Origin of the sequence: Skermanella mucosa (assembly GCF_016765655.2) — a bacterium.
Taxonomy (GTDB): Bacteria; Pseudomonadota; Alphaproteobacteria; order Azospirillales; family Azospirillaceae; genus Skermanella; species Skermanella mucosa.
Genome location: NZ_CP086107.1, coordinates 222,275 through 242,505, shown reverse-complemented (window position 1 = coordinate 242,505; position 20,231 = coordinate 222,275). Strand labels below are relative to the sequence as shown.

The 20,231-nt window shown below is 67.8% G+C and carries 19 protein-coding genes; 17 read left to right on the top strand and 2 right to left on the bottom strand.

Translation table 11 applies throughout. The features are described 5' to 3' along the window. The first annotated feature begins 30 nt into the window (after nucleotides 1-30). From JL100_RS31015 to JL100_RS31000, 4 genes are read left to right on the top strand one after another with little or no spacing between them, the layout of a single operon-like run. Nucleotides 31-543 carry a cupin domain-containing protein gene (locus JL100_RS31015; RefSeq protein WP_202683181.1) on the top strand — a complete coding sequence of 171 codons (513 nt, stop codon included), beginning with the start codon at nucleotides 31-33 and terminating at the stop codon, nucleotides 541-543. A gap of 35 nt (nucleotides 544-578) precedes the next feature. Next, nucleotides 579-1,763, top strand: a complete 1,185-nt coding sequence (locus tag JL100_RS31010; protein WP_202683180.1) for an MFS transporter — start codon at nucleotides 579-581, stop codon at nucleotides 1,761-1,763. Nucleotides 1,764-1,796: 33 nt separating this feature from the next. Beyond that, nucleotides 1,797-3,191: an FAD-containing oxidoreductase gene (locus tag JL100_RS31005; RefSeq protein WP_202683179.1), complete on the top strand. Its 1,395-nt coding sequence runs from the start codon at nucleotides 1,797-1,799 to the stop codon at nucleotides 3,189-3,191. Nucleotides 3,192-3,214: 23 nt separating this feature from the next. After that, nucleotides 3,215-3,856 carry a peroxiredoxin-like family protein gene (locus JL100_RS31000; RefSeq protein ID WP_202683178.1) on the top strand — a complete coding sequence of 214 codons (642 nt, stop codon included), beginning with the start codon at nucleotides 3,215-3,217 and terminating at the stop codon, nucleotides 3,854-3,856. Here JL100_RS31000 and JL100_RS30995 read toward each other — a convergent pair. Further along, nucleotides 3,829-4,740 carry a LysR family transcriptional regulator gene (locus tag JL100_RS30995; protein ID WP_202683177.1) on the bottom strand — a complete coding sequence of 304 codons (912 nt, stop codon included), beginning with the start codon at nucleotides 4,738-4,740 and terminating at the stop codon, nucleotides 3,829-3,831. The genes JL100_RS31000 and JL100_RS30995 overlap by 28 nt on opposite strands. 55 nt (nucleotides 4,741-4,795) lie before the next feature. Here JL100_RS30995 and JL100_RS30990 point away from each other — a divergent pair, with 55 nt between their 5' ends. From JL100_RS30990 to JL100_RS30980, 3 genes are all read left to right on the top strand, one after another. Beyond that, nucleotides 4,796-5,599 carry an META domain-containing protein gene (locus JL100_RS30990; protein ID WP_228421650.1) on the top strand — a complete coding sequence of 268 codons (804 nt, stop codon included), beginning with the start codon at nucleotides 4,796-4,798 and terminating at the stop codon, nucleotides 5,597-5,599. A 136-nt stretch (nucleotides 5,600-5,735) separates the two neighbouring features. Next, the gene (locus JL100_RS30985) at nucleotides 5,736-6,242 is read left to right on the top strand and encodes a PAS domain-containing protein (RefSeq protein WP_228421648.1); all 507 of its coding nucleotides are present in this window, start codon (nucleotides 5,736-5,738) and stop codon (nucleotides 6,240-6,242) included. A 158-nt stretch (nucleotides 6,243-6,400) separates the two neighbouring features. After that, nucleotides 6,401-6,673 carry a hypothetical protein gene (locus JL100_RS30980; RefSeq protein WP_202683174.1) on the top strand — a complete coding sequence of 91 codons (273 nt, stop codon included), beginning with the start codon at nucleotides 6,401-6,403 and terminating at the stop codon, nucleotides 6,671-6,673. 3 nt (nucleotides 6,674-6,676) lie between these two features. Here the strand turns inward: JL100_RS30980 and JL100_RS30975 are convergent, their stop codons facing one another. Next, a complete protein-coding gene (locus JL100_RS30975; protein ID WP_228421646.1) occupies nucleotides 6,677-8,137 on the bottom strand; it encodes an alpha/beta hydrolase in 1,461 nt (486 codons plus the stop codon). A gap of 621 nt (nucleotides 8,138-8,758) precedes the next feature. Between JL100_RS30975 and JL100_RS30970 the strand changes: the two genes are divergently transcribed. The 10 genes from JL100_RS30970 to JL100_RS30925 all read left to right on the top strand — a co-directional run bounded on the left by JL100_RS30970 (nucleotide 8,759) and on the right by JL100_RS30925 (nucleotide 20,226). Continuing rightward, the gene (locus JL100_RS30970; protein WP_202683172.1) at nucleotides 8,759-9,196 is read left to right on the top strand and encodes an EF-hand domain-containing protein; all 438 of its coding nucleotides are present in this window, start codon (nucleotides 8,759-8,761) and stop codon (nucleotides 9,194-9,196) included. Then, nucleotides 9,193-9,600 carry a glycine zipper 2TM domain-containing protein gene (locus JL100_RS30965; protein WP_202683171.1) on the top strand — a complete coding sequence of 136 codons (408 nt, stop codon included), beginning with the start codon at nucleotides 9,193-9,195 and terminating at the stop codon, nucleotides 9,598-9,600. Before JL100_RS30970 ends, JL100_RS30965 begins: the two co-directional genes overlap by 4 nt. 259 nt (nucleotides 9,601-9,859) lie before the next feature. Then, nucleotides 9,860-10,438: a hypothetical protein gene (locus JL100_RS30960; protein WP_202683170.1), complete on the top strand. Its 579-nt coding sequence runs from the start codon at nucleotides 9,860-9,862 to the stop codon at nucleotides 10,436-10,438. Nucleotides 10,439-10,536: 98 nt separating this feature from the next. Next, nucleotides 10,537-11,796, top strand: coding sequence for a patatin-like phospholipase family protein (locus JL100_RS30955; protein WP_202683169.1), 1,260 nt, complete (start codon nucleotides 10,537-10,539; stop codon nucleotides 11,794-11,796). A 47-nt stretch (nucleotides 11,797-11,843) separates the two neighbouring features. After that, nucleotides 11,844-13,313 (top strand): GntP family permease, encoded by a 1,470-nt coding sequence (locus JL100_RS30950; RefSeq protein ID WP_202683168.1) that lies wholly within the window; start codon nucleotides 11,844-11,846, stop codon nucleotides 13,311-13,313. Nucleotides 13,314-13,435: 122 nt separating this feature from the next. Further along, nucleotides 13,436-14,494: an efflux RND transporter periplasmic adaptor subunit gene (locus tag JL100_RS30945; RefSeq protein WP_228421644.1), complete on the top strand. Its 1,059-nt coding sequence runs from the start codon at nucleotides 13,436-13,438 to the stop codon at nucleotides 14,492-14,494. Then, nucleotides 14,491-17,544, top strand: a complete 3,054-nt coding sequence (locus tag JL100_RS30940) for an efflux RND transporter permease subunit (protein ID WP_202683166.1) — start codon at nucleotides 14,491-14,493, stop codon at nucleotides 17,542-17,544. Before JL100_RS30945 ends, JL100_RS30940 begins: the two co-directional genes overlap by 4 nt. Next, nucleotides 17,541-18,107, top strand: coding sequence for a hypothetical protein (locus JL100_RS30935; protein ID WP_202683165.1), 567 nt, complete (start codon nucleotides 17,541-17,543; stop codon nucleotides 18,105-18,107). Before JL100_RS30940 ends, JL100_RS30935 begins: the two co-directional genes overlap by 4 nt. Then, the gene (locus tag JL100_RS30930; RefSeq protein WP_202683164.1) at nucleotides 18,104-19,429 is read left to right on the top strand and encodes an alpha/beta fold hydrolase family protein; all 1,326 of its coding nucleotides are present in this window, start codon (nucleotides 18,104-18,106) and stop codon (nucleotides 19,427-19,429) included. The genes JL100_RS30935 and JL100_RS30930 overlap by 4 nt, the downstream gene beginning before the upstream one ends. A gap of 8 nt (nucleotides 19,430-19,437) precedes the next feature. Beyond that, on the top strand, nucleotides 19,438-20,226 hold the full coding sequence (locus JL100_RS30925; protein WP_202683163.1) for an MlaA family lipoprotein: 789 nt from the start codon (nucleotides 19,438-19,440) through the stop codon (nucleotides 20,224-20,226). Nucleotides 20,227-20,231: the final 5 nt, after the last annotated feature.

Genomic DNA, 20,231 nt, shown 5'->3' with positions numbered 1-20,231 from the left:
CGATGGGGCGTGGCAACCGGGAGACTTCACATGACACGTCGTTTCACTGCCGTGCTTTCCCTGAAGACCGTTCTGAAGGGGGGGCTGCTTGGCTTCCTGCTGCTCGGCTCCGCCCTGGCCCTGGCACCGGCCGCGGCGCTCGCCGGCACCTGCCCGGCGGGCCAGGAGGGGACCGACCTCCGCATGCCGGATTCCACCCCGGCGAAGGACGTCACCGACAAGGTCGTCGCCTCGATCGACCTGGCGAAGGAGCCGGCCGGCATCCAGGACCGCCAGTTCCGTCTGCGCCGGCTGGAGGTGAAGCCCGGCGGGGTCGTGCCTTGGCACAGCCACCAGGACCGCCCCGCGATCATCTACGTCATCAAGGGCGAGATCACCGAGTATTCCAGCACCTGCGCGGTGCCGATCGTCCACAAGGCCGGCGAAAGCACGGCGGAGCGGCACGGCGTCGCCCACTGGTGGAAGAACACCGGCAAAGGCACGGCCGTGCTGCTCTCCGCCGATCTGCTGCATGTCGCCGACCCCGAGCCGGGCATGATGTGACACGCCGCGACCGGCTTCTTCGGAGGGGATCCGCCATGTCCGTCACGAGAGCACTTCCCGGGGCCGAGGGCGTTCCGGCGCTCCGTCCCACGATCGTAGCCCTGATGGCGTTCTTCACCGTCGTCGACCTGTTCGCGACGCAGGCGATCCTGCCGATGCTGGCCGAAGCCTACGGCGTGGCGCCCTCGGCGATGGGCATGGCGGTCAATGCCTGCACGCTCGGCATGGCGGCGGCCGGGCTGGCGACCGCCCTGTTCGGCGACCGGATCGACCGGAGGAGGGGAGTCACCGTCAGCCTCGTGCTGCTGGCGGTGCCGACCTGCCTGCTGGCGCTGGCGCCCAACCTGGAGGTGTTCGCCGCGCTGCGCGTGCTCCAAGGGCTGTGCATGTCCACCGCCTTCGCCCTGACCCTGGCCTGGCTCGGCGAGCGGGGCGGCGGCGGAGGGCATTTCGCGGCCTATGTGACGGGGAACGTCGCCAGCAACCTGATCGGGCGGCTGGCCGCCGCGACCTTCGCCGACGGCTTCGGCCTGGCCGGCAACTTCGTCCTGTTCGCGGCGCTCAACCTGGCCGGCGCGGCGCTGGCCTGGACCACCCTGCGCGGCCACCCGGCGCCGGCATCCGCCGGACCGGCGGCCCCGCCGTGGGTCCGCCTGCGCCGGCTGTGCACGGTGCCGGTGCTGTCGGCGTTCGGGATCGGCTTCTGCATCCTGTTCGCCTTCATCGGCGTCTTCACCTATGTCAATTTCGTGCTGGCCGGGCCGCCGCTGGGTCTCGGCATGATGTCGGTCGGGCTCGTCTACTTCGTCTTCCTGCCGTCGATCGTGCTGACGCCGCTGGCGGGCGGCTTCGCCGCGCGCTGGGGCCTGCGCCCTGCCCTGTGGGCGGGCCTGGGCGTCGCGGCCGCCGGCCTGCCCCTGCTGCTGAGCCCGGCCCTGGGGGAGGTGCTGCTCGGCATGGTGCTGGCGGGGGCCGGGACCTTCTTCGCCCAGGCGACGGCGACCGGCTTCGTCAGCCGGGCGGCCCCGGACCGGGCGGCGGCGAGCGGCGTCTACCTGGCGGCCTATTTCTCCGGCGGGCTGGCGGGGAGCGCCGTCCTGGGACAGGTCTTCGACCGGTTCGGCTGGTCCGCCGCGGTGGCTGGAGTCGGAGTTGCCCTCGCGCTGGCCGCGGTTCTGGGGTTCAATCTGAAAACGTCTCCGAGTGCAGGCCGCCCTTGAGGCGGCGCCGACAAGGACGGGGGAGGAAACGGCATGGCGAAGACTTTCGACGCGATCGTCATCGGGAGCGGCCAGGCCGGTCCCTTCCTGGCGGTCCGGCTGGCCCAGGCGGGCATGAGGACGGCGGTCATCGAGCGGGAGCACCTGGGCGGGACCTGCGTCAACGACGGCTGCATCCCGACCAAGACCCTGGTCGCCAGCGCCCGGGTCGCCCACCTGGCGCGCCGAGCGGCGGACTACGGCGTGCTGACCGGCGGCGAGGTCCGGGTCGACATGAAGGCGGTCAAGGCGCGGAAGGACCGGATCGTGCAGGCGTCGCTGGACAGCCTGGCGGCCTGGCTGGGCGGCACGGAGAACCTGACCCTGGTCTGGGGATCGGCCCGCTTCACCGGTCCCCGCGAGATCGAGGTGAACGGCGAGACCCTGACCGCGCCCCGGATCTTCGTCAATACCGGCGGGCGGCCGGCGGTGCCCGACTGGCCCGGCCTGTCCGGGGTGCCCTACCTGACCAACACCTCCATGATGGGGATCGACACGCTGCCGGATCATCTGATCGTCGCCGGGGGCAGCTATATCGGCCTGGAGTTCGCCCAGATGTACCGCCGCTTCGGCTCCCGCGTCACGGTGGTCGAGTATGCCGACCGCCTGATCGCCCGGGAGGACCCGGAGGTATCCGACACGGTGCGCGACATCCTGGCGGCGGAAGGGATCGAGATCCACCTGGGGGTGCGGGATATCGCGGTGGAGAAGCGGGGCTCCGGCGTGCGGCTGGCGGCTACGGCCGGCGGCCGCCCCGTCGAGGTCGAGGGCAGCCACCTGCTGCTGGCGGTCGGCCGGGTGCCGAACTCGGACGGCCTGAACCTGGAGGCCGCCGGCGTCGCCACCGACAAGCGCGGCTTCATCCAGGTCGACGACCAGCTGAGGGCAAGCGCCGCGGAGAGCGGGGCCGAAGGGATCTGGGCCCTGGGCGACGTCAACGGGCGCGGCGCCTTCACCCATACCTCCTATAATGATTTCGAGATCGTCGCCGCCAACCTGCTCGACGGCGATCCGCGCCGGGTGTCGGACCGCATCACGGCCTATGCCCTGTTCACCGATCCTCCCCTCGGCCGCGCCGGCATGACCGAGGCGGAGGTGCGGGCCACCGGCCGGCCGGCGCTGAAGGGCGTGCTGCCCATGACCCGCGTCGGCCGCGCCCGGGAGCGCGGCGAGACCCAGGGCTTCATGAAGGTGCTGGTGGACCGCGAGACCCGCCTGATCCTGGGGGCGGCGCTGCTGTGCATCGAGGGCGACGAGATCGTCCATTCGCTGCTGGACGTCATGGCGGCGAAGGCGCCCTACACGGTGATCCAGCGCTGCGTCCATATCCACCCCACGGTCAGCGAACTGATCCCCACGCTGCTGGCCGGCTTGAAGCCCTTGGAGTGACGCCTTCGATCGGGACACGGGTCATGACACTACTCGCCGACAGGCTGGGTGAGATACGCCGGTCGCTCGATCCGGCCTGGGACGTCCTCTACGACGGGTTCGTCGCGGATCTGCGCGCGGCCGGCGCCGCGTCGTGCAGCCCGGCGGTCGGCGACAGGCTGGAGCCTTTCGCCCTGCCCGACAGCCGGGGCCGCTACGTGTCGTCCCTCGACCTCCTGGCGGAGGGGCCGGCGGTGCTGAGCTTCTACCGGGGCGGCTGGTGTCCCTATTGCCGAACCGAGATGGCGGCATGGTCGGAGGCTGCTTCCGAAGTCCGCCGGCTCGGCGCCACCTTCGTGGCGGTGACCGGCGAGATCGGCGGCGAGGCGGAGGCGCTCCGCCGGGCGCTCGACCTGGACGGTTCGTTCCTGGTCGATGTCGACCATGGCCTTGCGCTCCGGATGGGGCTCGCCGTCCGGATCAACGACCGGATCCGCGAGGCGTACCTGGGGATCGGCCGCGACTTGGCCCTGCATTACGGCAGCGACGCGTGGTTCATCCCGGTGCCGGCCACATATGTCGTGGACCGGCACGGCATCATCCGCTTCGCCGAGGCCGACGTGGATTTCCGCCGCCGCGCGGAACCGGAGGCGGTGCTTCAGGTCCTGCGGGGCATCGGCGGCTGAGCCTCCGGGTCCCCTGGCGGCCAGGCGCGGGCCCGCGCCGCCTTCAGGAAGGCGTCCGAGGCCGGCGACAGGCGGCGGCCGATCACGGTGGCGACCAGCACGGTACGAGACAGGTCCAGGTCGTGGACCGGGCGCATCGCCAGCCCTTCCGCGATCGGCACGGTTTCCGGCGCCAGGGCGCAGCCGAAGCCGGCCAGCACCATCCGCTGGAGATGCTCCTCGCCGGTGGCGCGGTGGCGGAACGCGGGCATGACCCCGGCCAAGGCGCAGAGCTGCCGAAAGCGGGGGCTGGACAGGCAGTTCGGCCGGTCGATCCAGACCTCGCCGTCGAGCAGTGCCGGCTCGATCGCGTTCAGCTGGGCGAAGCGGTGGTCGGTCCGGCACAGCACCCGGTAATGCTCCCGGAAGAGCTGCCAGCTTCGCAGCCGGTCGGGAAGGTCGGCCGCCTCCTCCAGGATCGCGACGTCGAACCCGCCCTGCATCATGTCCCGCACGAGATCGGCGTGGGTCCCGGACTCCAGCGTCAGCTCCAGCCCGTTCAGCGAGCGGTTCAGCGTCTCCAGCAGATCCACCAGGTGATCGGGGGCGAAGGACGCGGTGACGCCCAGGCCAAGCGGTGCCAGGCTGCCCTTGCGCAACCCTTCCGCCATGGATTTCGCGGCCTGCGCCGCGCCGTAGGTCTGCTCCAGGTGGGGGAGCATGATGCGGCCCAGGTCGGTCAAGTGCGACAGGCTGTGTTCCCGCCGGAACAGCGGGCCGCCCAGTTCCCCTTCCAGCTTCTGGATCGCGCGGGTCAGCGACGGCTGGCTGACATGGCACTCCTCCGCGGCGCGGGTGAAGTTGCGCGTGCGGGCGACCGCCAGGAAGTAGCGTATCTGATGCATTTCCATGGGTCGCAAAATATAGACGGATTTTGAGGGAATTCCGGTGCGCAGGAGGATGACGCCGGGCATCCCGCGCCCGATCGGGGTGACCATGCCGCACCCTGGACCTTTCACGATCGGCGTGGAAATCTGGCGGACCGTCTCCGGGGTTTCCATGATGTCGAGAGTCCTCCTCCCGCCGATGCTCGCCGCGGCCGTGTTGTGCGGAACCTGCCCGGCGGCAGCGGCGGATGCCGACGCCGCCTATGCGGCGCGCGGCAACGAGCCGGGCTGGTCGCTGGAGATCGCCCCGGACCGGATCACCCTGGTGATGGACTACGGAGCGGCGCGGATCACCGTCCCGCGCCCGGCGGAGGAGACGGTGCCCGGCGGCCGCCGCTACGAAGCGATTACGGAGGCGCATCGGCTGCACGTCGCGATCGAGACGCGGACCTGCGCGGACACCATGACCGGCATACCTTACCCGGACCATGTCACCGTCACGGTGGACGGGCGGGAATTGGCGGGCTGCGGCGGAGATCCGGAGGAGCTGCTGCGAGGCCGCCCCTGGACCGTCCGCGAGGTCGGCGGTTCCGCGGTCGCCGGAAGCATGCCGCCCACGCTGGCCTTCGCGGACGGCGGCCGGCTTTCCGGCACGACGGGCTGCAACGCCTATGGCGCGGCCTATGCCGTCAGGGGCGAGGGAGTGTCGATCGGACCTGTCGCCTCGACCCGGCGGGCCTGCCCACCGGATCTCCTTCGTCTGGAGGCGGCATTCCTGAGTATCCTCGAGGCGCCGGCCCGGTACGAGCTTCCAGACGACGGGACGCTCGTCATCCACGGCGCCGACGGCCGGACGATCGTGGCGGCGCGGGAATAGGCGCCGCCGACGCGGCAATAGTCGGCTCGGCTTCGCGGCCGCGGCGAATAAAGTGCCGTTGCCCGATCCAACAATCTTAAATTAAGCTTGGTCATGATACGATGGAACCCCGTCGAATGGCCCGCCTCGGAACAACATGTATTCAGAGCACTGGAACGAATGCGAGCAGAGCAAACCCGGGGTCGTGGAAGAGCCCATCGATGAGGCGGCTGTTCAGGCCCGGTATTTCCAAAGCCGCCTGACAGAGAAGCTGTGGCATTGGTGGGCGGCGGCCAGCCGCGACGGGGTCCCGCACTGGTCCTCCTTCGACGTCACCAGCCATGGGCCGCTGCTTCCCAACATCTACGTGGTGCGCGCTCTGGACGACGCCTTCCAGTTTCGTCTCTACGGCGAGCGGGCGATCCAGATCATCGGACGGAACATGACCGGCCAGGTCATCACGCCGGAGACTCCGGGGGCGATCAGCGAGCAGCTGCACGATTACTTCACCCGTGTCCTGACCGGCGGCCGATCCTGGCGCTGTTCGGGACGGTTGCTGTACGAGAACCGCGACCATATCCGCTTCGAGTCGGTCGATATCCCGCTGATCCGCTACGGAGCGGTGCCCGACACGATCGTCGGCGTCATCGACCTCGTGGGATGAGCGGCATCTTCTTCCTGATCGTGAAGCCGGGACGGTCTCCTGACCGGTCCTGTCGATTGCCGGGCCGGATTTCCAGCGGATGACCTTCCGCCGCCGAGTATCCGCGGCGCCTCCGCACCGATGTGCCGTCTCGCCTGTTCACTCCCCAGGAGGAAGCCATGACCGACAGATCTGCAAGATCCGATATTCCCGAGGACGATGGCGCCGGAACGGCGCATCGCGCCCGGAAGCTGGCCGAACGAGGACTTCACGAGCAGGCCCTGGGCCATGAGGAAGAGGCGTATGATCTGCTGTCGCAGGCTCAGGCAATCGATCCCGCCGCGGTCGACGCGGTGCTGACCGAGCATGACGCCGGCCGGGCTCCGGATGCTCGCGACCAGGCGACGTCCAATCGGGACGTGGATCATATCCCGCCCCGACGGCCCGGATAAGGGTCAATCGCCGTGTCCGGCGTTCAGCTGCGGAGGCGACGTCAGCTTTTCCTCGATCCGCCCCATGAGATAGGGAAAGAACGGATTGGACGACATGCGAAGCAGCGAGTCCATGCTGACGATCAGGGCGCCCCGCTCCCCCCGCGCGGCCAGGGCGCCCAGGTTGATGCCGAAATCCTCCGCAGGATCGGGGTGCAGGCCGTAAAGGGAGTCGCTGGTCGGGAACGGAAGGGCGACATGGGAAAGCGAGTAGACGTCGATCGGATAGGACAATCCGAGATCGCGTGTCTGCTCGGTGGCGGCACCCGCCTCCACGACGCGCTCGACCACCTCGGCGCTGTCGGGGCTGGCGTTGGTGATGATCGTAGTCCTGAACCGCCGGGGCGGTTCGGGCAGGATCCGGGTCAGAATGGTGTCGGAGGCGGAACTCAGGAGCGGACCGAACTTGGTGTTGCGGTTCACATCGAACAGCACGAGTTCGCTGCCGTTGGCGGGCAGATGGGCATACAGCGCGGACACGATCGCGCGCGTGCTGACCGTGAAATCCATCACCGACTGGAAAGTGATGATCGGGGGCAGTTCGGCCAAACGGCCGTCCGACGCGCGGGCCGCGATCTTCCGCTGGAGCGCTTCCGTCAGCAGGTGCGACTGGCGCGCCCCGTTGATCGGGAAGGAGTTGTATTTGAAGGGATTGAACTCCGGCAGCACGCTGAGCCAGGCGGCTTTCGCGAAGGCCGGGAATATCGCGGGCAGCCCCGCCAGTCCGGCGAAGCGCGCGAACGCGGTGATTCCGATCATCGGTGAGATCAGCACGATCCGGTCCGGCCGCGTCAGACGATCGTCGTCCAAGGCGTCGAGCGCGTACATCATCGCGAGCGCGCCGCCGTTCGAGAAGCCGACCAGGTGAAGCGGCAGCCCCGGACCTGCCCGGCGCCGGGCTTCCCTGACCGTCAACCGGGTCGCCGCCAGCCAATCCTCCCAGTCGATGTCCGTCAGGCCGGCCGGGACGGTGCCATGCCCGGGCAGCCTGATGGCCACCGCGGCGAAGCCGTGCTCGCCGTACCGTCGGGCGATGTGGCGCAGGCTGTAGGGCGAGTCGGTCAGGCCATGGAGGAACACGACCGCGCCGCGGAGAGGGCCGACGGGTTCGAGCGTATATGAGCGGTTCCAGTCCTGGGGAAACCGTCCCGGATGGATCGGGCTGCCGTCGAAATAACGGTTGACCGGGATGCGGTCTTCCGGCGGCAGCTTCCGCGTGACTTCCTCCCGCACCCTGTCGAAGAGATCCGCCTCGGTCTTCAGGTAACCGGCCCAGTCGCCGTCGTCGAGTTCATCGGCGCCCAGTTCCTCGGGGACGTATTTGTGCCAGGGTTCGAGCGGTTGGCCGCGCTGGGAATCATAGGCGCGGATGCCGAGCAACGCCACCGCGAGGACGGCAAGCAGCGCCGCGGCCCGCTTCAACATCCTTGCGACCCAAATCCGCATGATGCCCACCTCTTGTTGGTATTCCGGCTTCCGAGTATTCCCGCTTCCGTTTACTTCGTTTCCCGTGGGCCCCGGCGGGACCCCCGGGGTGTTTCCGCCCGGATAACCCGCCGCTTCGGTGACCTCGCCCATCCACATGAAGGGATCGATCCATGAGAACGGTCCCGCAGCACAGCCGCGCGATGACCGAGACCTTGAGCGATGTCGGAAATGAGGAAACAACCGAGAAAACAGACCGTTATAGCCACGTTATCCGAATGAAAACTTCCTGGCAAGGACTGTTCATAGAATGTATCGTTTCATATGAAATGTTTTCTTGAAATATTGATATGACATTTTTACTTTACTCCGGAAGACTCATGGTCGATTCTGATTTCCATGAACGGCTTATTTGAAACACTATTTTGTAGAAGCCTAAAGAGCTAATCGCCTTACCGCATTGAATGCTTCTTGCGCTCATAGTCAATATAGTAGTTTGTCCACGTGAGTAACTTCACTGTACACATGTCAGGTTGATCCGATCTGGATAGCGCAAGATCGCGATAGAACAGAAAAGAGGAAACGTGGATGCTTAGCCGATACGCAAGAGAACGATGGGCTATGCTGACCCCGTATGCCCGAATTCTCGCGGCCTCACTGTGTTTCCCCTTTGTAATGGCGGGGGTGCCGGTCAAGTCCGCCAATGCGCAGCAGGCTGGCGGGACGGAAGCAACCGGGTACGAACGCTTGGCCTTCGAGGCGGCCGATACCGATGCCGATGAACTGGTCAGCGAGGCCGAACTTGCCCGGGATGCGGCCGTCGGGTTCAGTTCGCTCGACAAGGACCGGAGCGGGACGCTGACGCGGAGTGAACTGGGACCGCATGACCCGGCCAGGTTCTCCCGCATCGACGCCAACGGCGACGGCGTCCTGACTTTCTCGGAGGTGATGATCAACAAGACCCGGGCGCTCGCGGCCGGCGACAAAGACGGTGACGGTGCCCTGTCCTTCGAAGAAATGGTCGAGGCGGCAAGCTCCGACCTGGGAGCTGCAAGATGAGGAAGCTGCATGGAACGCGCCGGACGGGACTGAGGATCTCCTTGCTGGGGGTCGTCGCCGGGTTGGCGCTGGCCGGCTGCGAGACGACCGGCGGCGGAACCGCGACGGCCGGCGTCGGCACGCTCGGCGGCGCCGCCGCCGGCGCGGGCGTCAGCAGGGCGATCTTCGGCAACAGCACGAGCGGCATGCTCATCGGGGCCGCCGCCGGAGGACTCGCCGGCAACATGACGCTCGACCGGCAAGCCGAGAATCGGCGGATACAGGAGGCCGAAGCCTCACGGGACGCCAGCGCGCGCCGGCAACTCGACTTCGAGCGCCAACGCGCCCTGCAGGACGAAGAGGTCCGCCGCGAGATCGAGGAGCGACGTCTTTTCGAGCAATGGCATCGCGAACGCAATAAATAACGTCAATGAATGAGGTTCGCGAGAAGCGATCCAAAGATATCAAGCCGGTTTCCGACGGACGCAGAAGATCATTTCACAGTCACGCTCTCCTTAGAAAACGAGATGTTCATTGCGGAATCATCTGACCTGCCACCCGCATTGAAATCCGATGAAACGTCAGAAGCTTCCATCGCCATGAAAATGGAAAGCCTTTCATTCGATTGCGCGCAGTGAAACCCCAATGGTGTCGGATCTTCATCTTTCAAAAAAGGAAGAAACCATGCGCAAAACACCTGTCTTCAAAGCCATGCGGGCTGCCGGGATCGTGGCTGTCGCCGTCGGTCTTTGCAGCGCCTCCGGCCCGGCCATGGCGGCCGAGATGGTCGTCGACGGCGTGACCATGAGCCGCGGCCTGCTGCTGACCGATGACATCACCCTCGAAAACGATATCAAGCTGCTCAACGGCGTGTGCCTGCTCAACGGCATGGACGTCAACGAGGACATAAGCCTGGCCAGCGGCGTCGCCCTGACCAGCGGCGTCACCCTCACGCAGGGCATGACCATGCCCAACGGCGCGATGCTGGCCGATGGCGAGAGGGTCGCCGAAGGAACCACCTGGCCCAAGGGCTCGATCCTGCCCAGCGGCATGTTCCTTCCGGGCGGCACGACACTGCCGGCCGGCATGTCCCTGCCGCCCGGCGCCTGCCTGCCCGCCGGCACGACGCTGGCCGCGGGCGCATCCCTTCCGGCGGGAACCTTCATGTACCTGGGCACCACGGCCTCGACCCCGGATGCGCCGTTCGACCTGACCGTCAAGAAGGTCAGGGTTCCTTACGACACCGACGTTTCGATGCGGTAGCCCCGGGCCCGTACCCTGTGACTACGGACGCGGGCGGAGTGGCCGGCCTGCGGTCGGCCGCTCCGTTGCCGTTGCATCAAGAGAAGATTAGGAGAGTCATGGCCACCAGAAAGGTTGCGATCGCCTGCCAGGGCGGGGGCACGCATGCCGCGTTCACCTGGGGCGTGCTGAGGACGATCCTGGCGACGAAGAAGCGCTGGGACGCCAACCCGCGGGACGGCGACACCTTCAGGATCATCGCGGTCAGCGGCACCTCGGCGGGCGCGCTGTGTGCGCTCGCGACATGGTACGGCCTGGCTCCCAACTCCGCCGACGCGGATTGCGGGACGATCGACAAGGCCATCGAGCGTCTGGATTTCCTCTGGACGACGTTCGCCGCGACCACCCCGGCCGAAACCGCCCTCAACCAGATCGTCGGCACCCTCCTGCACTGGAAATCGCGGGGGGTGCCGTTTCCCGGGTCGAATCCTTACGACAGGCAGGCCAATCTCGGTCTTACCAGCCTGTCGATGATGGGCGCCCGCCAGGAGTACCTGGGATTTCCGGCCCTGCTCAGGGCGGTGTGTCCGGACTTCGACAAGATCGACTGGCCGCAGCTGGCGAAGGCGGATCTGCGGATCATCGTCGGCGCCATCGAGGTCCTCAGCGGCAACTTCGAAATCTTCGACAGCGACAAGACCCTCGAGCAGATGGGCCTGCTGCCGGACGGACGGGAGATAGACCAGTACGACATCGTCCGGTGGCGGATGCGCCGCTCGATATCGCTGGAGGGCGTGGCGGCGTCGGGGATGCTTCCGGAAGTCCTGCCGGCACAGGTCATCGGGAACATGATGTTCCCGACCTGCGATCCGGGCCGGACCGTCACCCGCACCGGATACTATTGGGATGGCCTGTACTCGCGCAATCCGCCCGTGCGGGATCTGCTGGACGCCGCGACGAAGGACGAGAAGCCGGACGAGATCTGGATCGTCCGCATCAATCCGCAGGAATTCCGTCCCGCGTCGTTGAATATCAGCCTCGAGGACATCGACGATCGGGTGAACGACTTGGCCGGAAACCTGTCCCTGAACCAGGAACTGGACACCATCATGACGATCAACCAGTGGATCAGGAAATACGGCAACGACCACCCCCCGCTGGACGCCCGGAAGATCGTCGATGTCCGGACGATCAAGATGACGAGCGAAACCGCCTGGGGCCTCAAGCACACATCCAAGTTCGACCGCAGCCCGGCGCATTTCGCGAGGCTTCGCGAGGAGGGCCAGGCGGTCGCGGAACGGTGGCTGGCGGACTGGCGTGCGCTGGGCGCGGACTTCATCCGCTATCCGAACGACGCGCGCTACCCCGAACCCGCCTGAACCGGGCTTGAAACGCTGGGTCTCCGCTTCCGGGAGAAGTCTTAGACATGCTCGATCTCGTCGCGGTCCTCCTGGCGCTCGGACTGCTCATGTACCTGGCCTATCGCGGGGTGACCCTGCTGATCCTGGCTCCGGCCATGGCGCTTCTCGCGGCGCTGCTGACCGGCGGGCTGCCGATCCTGGGGGCCTATACCCAGATCTTCATGACCAACACCGGCGCCTTCATCGTTTCGTTCTTCCCCCTGTTCATGCTGGGGGCGATCTTCGGGAAGCTGATGGACGATACGGGATCGGCGAAATCCCTCGCGGGCTCGGTCAGCGCCTGGCTGGGACCCGAGCGCGCCATCGTTTCGGTCGTCCTGTGCTGCGCCCTGCTGACCTATGGCGGCGTCTCGGCGTTCGTCGTCGCCTTCGCGATCATCCCGGTCGCGGCGGCCCTGTTCCGCGCCGCCGACATTCCGAAGCGCCTGATGCCGGGGGCGCTGGCGCTCGGCGCGTTCACCTTCACCATGTCGGCCCTGCCGGGATCGCCGGCCATCCAGAACGCGATCCCCATGCCCTTCCTGGGCACCACGGCCTTCGCCGCCCCGGGGCTCGGGATCGTCACCGGCCTGGTGATGCTTCTGCTCGGGCTGGCATGGCTGAACCGCCGCGCCGCCCGGGCGCGGACGGCGGGCGAGGGCTACGGCGCGCATGCCGACGGCGTGCCGGGAACCGACGTGGCGACGCGCGAGCACGCGCAGGGCGCGGGGTTCGACATCGCCGAACTGTCGGGGGACCCGGCACCGGCGGGAACGCGCCGGAACGGGGAGTTGCCCCCGTTCGCGCTGGCGGTGCTGCCCGTGGTCGTGGTGATCGTCACCAACTTCGCCTTCATCCAGGTCGTGATCCCGATGCTCGACACCTCGTGGCTCGCCGAGCCGCTGTTCGGGTCGACGACGATCGAGAGCGTCCGGGGCGTCTGGGCGGTCATCGTGGCGCTGTTCCTCGCCATCCTCCTGCTCGTCGCCGGCAACTGGCGCCGTCTGACCGATCTGCGGGCGAGCCTGGACAAGGGCGCCGACGCCTCGGTCCTGCCGATCTTCAATACCGCGAGCCTCGTCGGCTTCGGTGCGGTGATCGCGGCACTGCCGGTCTTCGACCTGATCAGCCAGGCCGTCCTGGCGGTCGGCGGGGGCAACCCGCTGATGTCGGTGGCGCTGTCGGTCTCGGTGCTTTCCGCGATGACCGGCTCGGCCTCCGGCGGCATGAGCATCGCCCTGGACAGCCTGGGTCCGACATTCGTCGACTTGGCGAACGCGACCGGCGTTTCCCTTGATGCCATGCATCGGGTGACGGCGGTCGCGTCGGGCGCCCTCGACGCGCTGCCGCACAACGGTGCCGTCATCACGCTTCTCACCGTCTGCAAGATCAGCCACCGCGAGGCCTACGGCGACGTCTTCATCGTCGCTTGCGCCATACCGATGCTGGCGTTGGCTGTCTTGATCGTCTTGACCAGCCTTTTCGGCTCCTTCTGACCGGACAGGCTCGCCGTGAACCGGCACAAATGGGGGCGACCGTGAACCGAAGACGAACCTGGATCTGCGCTTCCGAGCGGAAATCCCGACCCTTGCCGCGGCGGCGGAGGCCGGCGCCCCTGGTGCTCGCGCTCGTATCGCTGACGCTGCTGGCGGCGTGCGGGGGCGAGGAGGAAAGCGTGGCCGAGCCGATCCGTCCGGTCCGGGTGGTGACGGTCGAGAAACGCGAGGCGGGTGAGACGGTCACCCTGACGGGGCAGGTCCAGGCGCAGGAGGAGGTCAGCCTGTCGTTCCGCGTCGGCGGGCGGATGATCGAGCGCCCGGTGAACGTGGGCGACCGCGTGGAGGCCGGCCAGGTCATCGCCCGGCTCGATCCCGAACCGGCGCGCAACGCCCTCCAGACGGCCCGCGCGAACCTGACGGCCGCCATGGGCCAGTTGACCAGGGTGCGCAACGACTACGACCGGCAGGAGACCCTGCTGGGCCAGGGCTGGACCACCCGCGCGCGCTACGACCAGGCGCTGGAGGCGCGGAAGTCCGCCGAGGCCCAGCTCGATGCGGCCCAGGCGCAGCTCAACATCGCCGAGGACCACCTGGGATACACCGAACTGGTGGCGGACAGCGCCGGCTCGGTCACCGCCCGCGGGGCCGAACCGGGCGAGGTCGTGGCGGCCGGCCGGATGATCGTGCACCTGGCCCGCCAAGGCGGGCGCGACGCCGTCTTCGACGTGCCGGCGCGGGTGATCCAGAATGCGCCCGCCGACCCCTTCATCACCGTGGCGCTGACCTCGGACCCGACGGTGAGCACCACCGGCCGGGTGCGCGAGGTGGCACCTCAGGCCGATCCCGTGACCCGCACCTTCCAGATCCGGATCGGCCTGCACGACCCGCCCGAGGCGATGCGGCTCGGCTCCACGGTCGTCGGGTCGATGCAGTTGGGCGGGGCCGGCGCGATCGAGATCCCCGCCTCGGCCCTGACCCAGGCCAACCGCCAGCCCGCCGTCTGGATCGTCGATCCGGCGAGCGGCACCGTGGCGCTCCGCAACATCGACGTCGATCGCTTCGACCTCGCCCGGGTCGTCGTGGCGCAAGGGCTGGAGCCTTATGACGTCGTCGTCACGGCCGGCGTGCAGGCGCTGCGGCCGGGTCAGCAGGTCCGCATCCTGGGTGCAGCACCGTGAACGGCTTCAACCTTTCGGAATGGTCGATCAGGAACCCCTCCCTGGTCGTCTTCTTCATGATCGCCATCGTCTTGGCCGGGGCCATGTCCTTCCTGAAGCTGGGCCGGGCGGAGGACCCCGTCTTCACGATCCGCACGATGGTGGTACAGGCCCAATGGCCGGGCGCTACGCTGGACGATACCTTGCAGCAGGTGACGGAGCGGCTCGAGCGGACGCTGCAGGAGGTATCCAACCTCGACAGGCTGCGCAGCTACACGGTCGCCGGGACGACCGTGATCTTCGTGGATCTCGTGGGAAGCGCCCACGGGCAAGTGGTGGCCGACACCTGGTACGAGGTGCGCAAGAGGGTCGCCGACATGCGCCATACCCTGCCCCAGGGCGTCGTCGGGCCGGGCTTCAACGACGATTTCGGCGACACGTTCGGCATCATCTACGGCTTCACCGCCGAGGGCTTCACCCACCGCGAACTGCGCGACCATGTGGAGGATGTCCGCTCCCGCCTGCTGCTGGTGCCGGACGTCTCCAAGATCGAGATCCTGGGCGAGCAGGACGAACGCATCTTCGTCGATTTCTCGGCGGCGGCGCTGGCCGGGCTCGGGGTCGAGCCGGCCGCGCTGATCGCGGCGCTCCAGGCCCAGAACATGGTACGTCCGGCCGGCGTGCTGCGCACCGGCGAGGAGGCGCTGTCCCTCCAGGTGTCGGGCGCCTTCGAAACGGAGCGGGACATCCTGGACGTCAACTTCGTGGCGGCGGGCCGCATGCTGCGCCTGCGCGATCTGGCCGACGTGCGCCGCGCCTACGCCGACCCGCCGCAGCCCGTCTTCCGGGTGAATGGCGAGCCGGCGCTCGGCCTTGCTATCGCGATGCGCGAGGGCGGCGACATCCTGGCGCTGGGCAACAACATCGCGGCCGAGATGGCGAGCATCGTCGCCGACCTGCCGATCGGCATCGAGGCGGAGCTGGTGGCCGACCAGGCGAGCACCGTGGACGAGGCGGTCTCGGACTTCACCACCTCCCTGTGGCAGGCGATCCTCATCGTGCTGTCGGTCAGCTTCCTGGCGCTCGGCGTCCGCGCCGGGACCGTCGTCGCGATCGCCATACCGCTGACCCTGGCCATCGTCTTTCCGGTGATGGACCTGGTCGATATCGACCTCCAGCGCGTCTCCCTGGGCGCGCTGATCATAGCGCTGGCCCTGCTGGTCGACGATGCCCTGACGACCATCGACGCCATGACCCGGCGGCTGGCGGCAGGCGACCGGATGGAGGTGGCGGCGGTGTACGCCTACAAGACCCTGGCCTTCGCCATGCTGGCCGGCACGCTGGTGACGATCGCGGGCTTCGTGCCCATCGGCTTCGCGCAGAGCTCGGCCGGGGAGTACACCTTCTCGATCTTCGCCGTCGTAGGCATCGCGCTGATCGCCTCCTGGTTCGTCGCGATGATCTTCGCGCCCCTGCTGGGCACGATGCTGCTGCGCCCGCCCATGGCGGCCCAGGCCACGAAGCCGAACGTCGTGCTGCGATCCTATCGCCGCGTGCTGGCCGCAGCGATCCGGGCGCGCTGGCTGACCATCGGGGTCACGCTGGGATTCTTCGTCCTCTCGATCCTGATGCTGGGCTTGGTTCCCCGGCAGTTCTTCCCGCCATCGGACCGCGTCGAGCTTCTGGTCGATCTCCGGCTGCCGCAGAACGCGTCGATCCATGCCACGCAGAGCGCCGTGGAGCGGTTCGACGCGCGCCTGGGCGAGGACCCCGACATCGAAAGCTGGAGCAGCTATGTCGGGCGCGGCGCCATCCGCTTCTACCTGCCGCTGAACGTCCAGCTGGCCAACCCCTTCGTCGGCCAGTCCGTGATCGTGACCAAGAGCATCGAGGCGCGCGAGCGGCTGCAGCCCCGGCTGGAGCAGCTGCTGGCCGAGGAGTTCCCCGACGTGGTCGGACGCGTCTATCCGCTGGAGCTCGGGCCGCCCGTGGGCTGGCCGCTCCAGTATCGCGTCAGCGGCCCCGATCCGGTCGAGGTGCGCGAGATCGCGCTCCGGCTGGCGCAGGTCATGGCGACCGCACCGGAGACGCGGCGGATCAACTTCGACTGGATGGAGACCTCCCGCGAGTTGCGCATCCGGATCGACCAGGACGAGGCGCGGCGCCTGGGCCTGAGCTCGGCGGCAACGGCCACCGTGCTCAACGCCGCGATCTCCGGGGCGACGGTCACCCAGGTGCGCGACGGGATCCATCTGGTCAACGTCCTGGCGCGGGAGACCCGCGGCCAGACCCTTTCCGTGGAGACGCTGCGCACCCTCGAAGTGTCGCTGCCGAACGGGCGCACCGTCCCGTTGAAGCAGTTCGCGACGTTCGAGTACGGACAGGACCATCCGCTGGTCTGGCGGCGCAACCGGGTGCCGACGCTGACGGTGCAGGCCGACGTGGCGGGCGGCATCATGCCGGAAGCCGTCATCGACGAGTTGGCGCCGAAGATCGCGGACCTGTCCTCGACCCTGCCGAAGGGTCACCGCATCGAGATCGGCGGCATCGCGGAGGAAAGCGCCGAGAGCCGCGCGTCGGTCTTCGCCGTCGTGCCGCTGATGGTGTTCCTCGTGCTGACCGTCCTGATGGTCCAGCTCAGGAGTTTCCAGCGCCTGTTGCTTGTGCTGAGCGTGGTGCCGCTCGGGCTGATCGGCGTCGTCCTGGCGCTGCTGGCCTTCGGCCAGCCGCTCGGCTTCGTCGCGATCCTGGGCGTCCTGGCCCTGGTCGGCATGATCGCGAAGAACGCGGTGATCCTGATCGAGCAGATCGAGGCGGAACGGAAGGCGGGAAGGAACGTGACGGACGCCGTGATCGAGGCGAGCAGTTCCCGGTTCCGCCCGATCATGCTGACGGCGGCCTCCACCGTGCTCGGCCTGATCCCGATCGCGTTCACGGTGTTCTGGGGGGCGATGGCCTTCGCGATCATGGGCGGCCTGCTCGTCGCCTCGCTGCTGACGCTCGTCTTCCTGCCGACCCTGTACGTGACGTGGTTCGGCGGCCGGGAGAGGAAGCTGGAGGGATCGACATGAACAAAGCGGTCGTGCTGCCGACGGAGCGGACGGGCGGGGACATCGACATCAGGCTGGGCAGGCTTTCGCAGCTGTTCACCGACGTTGATCCGTCGCCGTTCCGCGAGGGCACCCTGACGGCGGAGGCGGACGAGTATCTCCTCCTGAAGGCGAAGGAGCTGCCGGCGAACCAGCGGCTCCGCATCGTCATCCACCTGCCGGCCGCCGAAGCGGCCGGGGAGTCCGGGCGTTCGGCGTCCGACATCGCCGCCGCCATGACCGGCCATTTCGCCGCCAGCGCGAACGTCGAGTCCAAAAGGATCAGGGAGCTGTTCAGGGCCGGGCGCCGCGCCGGGCTGATCGGCTTCGCGACGCTCGCCACCTGCCTGCTGCTCGCCTGGCACGTGACGGAAAACCTTCCCGCCCGTCCGATCACGCGGATCGTGCAGGAAAGCTTCGTCATCCTGGGGTGGGTCTCGATCTGGAAGCCGCTCGAGATGTTCCTGTACGAGTGGCTTCCGCCGGACCGCCGACGACGCCTGTTCCAGCGCCTCGCCGCCGCCGAAGTCGTCGTCCGGCGGTGATCTTCCCAACCCGCATCCTGTGCGCGGCGCTCTGCCTGCTCCTCGTGGCCGGCTGCGCCCGGCTTCCGGCGCCGGGCGGAATCGATTCGGGCGCCGCCCCGCCTTATGACTATCCTTTCGACAATCCCTGGACCGCGACGGTGCTGGGCACGCCGGCGGAGTTCCAGGCCCAGTTCCCGGCGGACGTCGGAATCGACCGCCGGAACCTGACGGTCTTCGACGGCAGGGAAGTGCCCGAGGGGTTCTGGCACAATGACCGCCTCCGCTATTCGACCCTCCTCCAGGACCACGAGGCGCCGCTGGTGTTCGTGATCGCGGGCACGGGCGCCGACGACCAGTCCCGCCACATGCTGATGCTCGGCCAGGTCCTGCATGCGGCCGGGATGCATGTCGTCCTCCTCCCGTCGCCGACGCACGCGAACTTCATCGTCAACGCCAGCACGACCCGGCTGCCGGGATATCCGGAATCGGACGCCGCCGACCTGCACGCGCTCATGCGCCTGATCGACGGCCGGCTGCGGGGATCCGTCGAAATCTCCCGCTACCACCTGACCGGCTACAGCCTGGGCGGGTGGCATGCCGCCTATGTCGCGAAGCTGGATGACGAGACGGTGGGTTCCGGACAGGCGGGCTTCGGTTTCGAGCGGGTCCTCCTGATCAATCCCCCCCTCAGCGTCTACCACTCCGTGAAGGAGATCGATGCCATGCTGGTGCGCGGACTGCCCGATGGGATCTACGGGCTGGACGCTTTCCTGAACCGGGCGGTCGCCCGGCTGGCGGCGTATCCGGGCTCCGACGCCCTCGATTTCCAGGACCCGGACCTCAAGATGGCGGCCTACCGGAGGCTTCGCCCCACCGACGACCAGCTCGCCACGGCGATCGGCCTGGCCTTCCGGCTGTCCGCGGCGAACCTGGTCTTCACCTCGGACGTGATGACCGGGGCCGGGTACATCTTTCCCCGGGACCGCCCGTACAGGTCCACGACGCCCCTGTCGGAATACCTGGCCGTGGCCTTCCGCACGAGCCTGCTCGACTATTTCGACGATATGCTGGCGGACCACTATCTGGGCAAGGAACCGGGACGCACCCGGCAGGATTTGCTCGACCGGACCAGCCTCTCGACCATCGGGGAGTGGCTGTCGCGCGACGACAGGGTCTGGCTGATGACGAACCGGGACGACGTCATCCTGGCACCGGGCGACCTGGACGAACTCATCCGGCTGTTCGGCCCGCGCAGCAGGATCTTCCCCAACGGCGGCCATATGGGAAACCTTCAGCACCGCGCCGTCGCCGCGTTCATAGCGGACTTCTTTTCACGATGACGCGCCGCATGCCCCGGCGCCCAATGCCCCGTTGCCTCGTGGCCCATCTGGCCCTGGTTTTCCTGCTGGCGGCCGGCGGATGCGCCGGTCCGGGCGGAGGCGGGCGGTACGAGCCTCCCCGAAGGGACCTGGCCGCGGTTTCGGACGATCCGGCCCGGGCTCGCGAGATCCTCCTCGTTTCTGACCCCCTGGAAGGCGCCAACCGCCGCATCTACAAGTTCAACGCCCAGCTCGACCAATACGTCCTCATCCCGGTGGTGGACGCCTACAAGTTCGTCGTCCCCCGCTTCCTGCGCCGCAGGGTGACGTCGTTCTTCCAGAACCTGGGGGAGATCAACACCTTCACCAATTCGGTGCTTCAGGCAAGTCCCGACAAGGCGACTCCCACGCTGGGCCGGTTCATGATCAATTCGACCGTCGGGCTGTTCGGCCTGTTCGACGTCGCCACCGAACTGGGCGTCCCGCGGCAGGACGCCGATTTCGGCCAGACCCTGGGCATCTGGGGGGTGGACACCGGACCCTACCTGGTGCTGCCCGCCCTCGGCCCATCCAACCTGCGCGACGCGGTCGGGACGGCGGTGGACTGGGCGACGCTCGCTTTCGCCATCCCGAACTCGATCCTGGACAACACCGCCTATGACTACGCTCCCTACGGCATCCAGCAGATCGATGCCCGCTACCGGGTTCCATTCCGCTATCATTCGACAGGATCGCCCTTCGAATACGAGTTGATCCGCTATGCCTGGACGGCCAAGCGGGACTTCCAGGTGAACCGCGATGCTCCGCCTCCCGAATGAGTGCC